At 45.4% G+C, this 1,541-nt stretch carries 5 protein-coding genes; all 5 read left to right on the top strand.

Annotation, left to right across the window (positions count from 1 at the left end; translation table 11 throughout):
- Window positions 1-96: IS3 family transposase (locus ABEA58_RS14275; protein ID WP_345552580.1), on the top strand; the 96-nt coding region annotated here is incomplete at its 5' end.
- A 51-nt stretch (window positions 97-147) separates the two neighbouring features.
- A complete protein-coding gene (locus ABEA58_RS14270; protein ID WP_345552578.1) occupies window positions 148-507 on the top strand; it encodes a hypothetical protein in 360 nt (119 codons plus the stop codon).
- A gap of 70 nt (window positions 508-577) precedes the next feature.
- Window positions 578-997 carry a hypothetical protein gene (locus tag ABEA58_RS14265; RefSeq protein WP_345552576.1) on the top strand — a complete coding sequence of 140 codons (420 nt, stop codon included), beginning with the start codon at window positions 578-580 and terminating at the stop codon, window positions 995-997.
- Entirely contained in the window at window positions 951-1,316 is a 366-nt protein-coding gene (locus ABEA58_RS14260) for a transposase (protein WP_345552575.1), read from the top strand. Before ABEA58_RS14265 ends, ABEA58_RS14260 begins: the two co-directional genes overlap by 47 nt.
- A partial coding sequence (locus ABEA58_RS14445; RefSeq protein WP_425563542.1) for an IS3 family transposase occupies window positions 1,247-1,541 on the top strand: 295 nt, incomplete at its 3' end. The genes ABEA58_RS14260 and ABEA58_RS14445, both read left to right, overlap by 70 nt.

The raw sequence follows: 1,541 nt of genomic DNA, 5'->3' as shown, positions 1-1,541 counted from the left end.
GTGTTTGAATACATTGAGGTTTTCTACAACAGAGTCCGCAGGCACTCTACACTGGGTTACAAAAGTCCAGCAGAGTATGAGCGCAAACGCGCATAGTTAGAGTGTCTACTTTTTGTGGGTAAGACCAATGTCTAAAGGAAACTCATCATGAAGAATCTAGTTTTGCCAATTTTAATACTCACCATCTCAGGCTGTGCTTCGAATTCAGTATCACGTGCGCCCGGAGACGCTCTAATAATAGGAGAAGATAGTTCAAGCCTGAAGGTCATGATTCGAACTATAGATGGTGGAGAAATATTGTGGGTTGGAAATTACACTCTGGGCACAAAGGCTTCTATTTCACCTGGTGAGCACAATGTGAATGCTATGTGTGAATTTAAATACTCTTGGGGTACAAAATTGTTACCAGGCAACATAACCATTAATGCCCAGCCCAATACTGATTACAAAATTACAGGGCGCTTATCCAATGATGAAAAGTCGTGCGAGCTATCAGTCAGCATATAACAAAAAAAGCCACTCGGACGTTAAAACCGCTGCGCGGTTTTGACGCCGGTGCTTGAGGCGTTAAATGCTTATGAAATTTCTAGCTCCGATAATTCTAATTATTTTGTCAGCCTCTGTTGAAGCGCTAACTTGTGCCACCTATGTTCCGCCAAATGGCGAGAAAATTGCGATGCAAAATGACGCTGGAGTTACGTATTTTTCGTTGCCGGCTTCGCTTGATGGTCATCAATTACGGTCCGTCACGTTGTGGGCCTACCCTATTGACAAAAAATCACCGGGTGAGTTAGCAGCACCGCTAGCTTTCAAAGTCGCGAATGGCGTGGGAAAGGGGCACTTTGCAATTACAGATAAATTTGTGAATGCTGAAATAACAGCAGCATATACCGAGGATGTGATCTTCCCCCGCTTTGACGGACACCAAAGTCAAACAGACGAGGTGTCCAATGCCCAAGTACAGAAACCCAAAGAAGACATGGCGGTACTCAGATGAATTCAAAGTCAAAGCAGTATTGCTTAGCCTGATCAAGGGTGTTCAAGTTAAAGAAGTCGCCACTGCACTCGACATTCATCCCTTCATGCTGTCACGGTGGCGAAAAGAGTATCGAGAAGGACAGATTGTGACCGATAAGCGCAAGAAGTTCACAGGGGTTGTATCCAAGCATGAGAAGGAGCTCTCTAAGGTAAAACGTCTTGAAGCTGAGAATCGAAAGCTTAGGCAGGAGATCGACCTGTTAAAAAAGTGGCAACGGTTTCTTGCGGAGGAACATCAGCAAGATATCGATTCATCCAGAAATTTGGACAAGAATTAGGCATCAAGAGGTGCTGCGAATGGTTCGGTGTTTCACGCAGTGGCTATTACGACTGGGTGAAACGCTCACCATCAGAAAGGAAATGCCAGGATAAAGAGCTGACATTGGCGATTCAGAAGATTTCTGATGAGTCAGAGGGGCGCTACGGAAGCCCGAGAATCTGGAAAGCCATGCAGAATATGGGTTATGCGGTTAGTCGTAAGCGTGTAGCGCGCCTGATGCGGG

This window comes from Microbulbifer aestuariivivens, from assembly GCF_039545115.1.
Taxonomy (GTDB): domain Bacteria; phylum Pseudomonadota; class Gammaproteobacteria; order Pseudomonadales; family Cellvibrionaceae; genus Microbulbifer; species Microbulbifer aestuariivivens.
The sequence above is the reverse complement of the archived record's forward strand: the minus strand, read 5'-3'. Positions and strand labels throughout refer to the sequence as shown.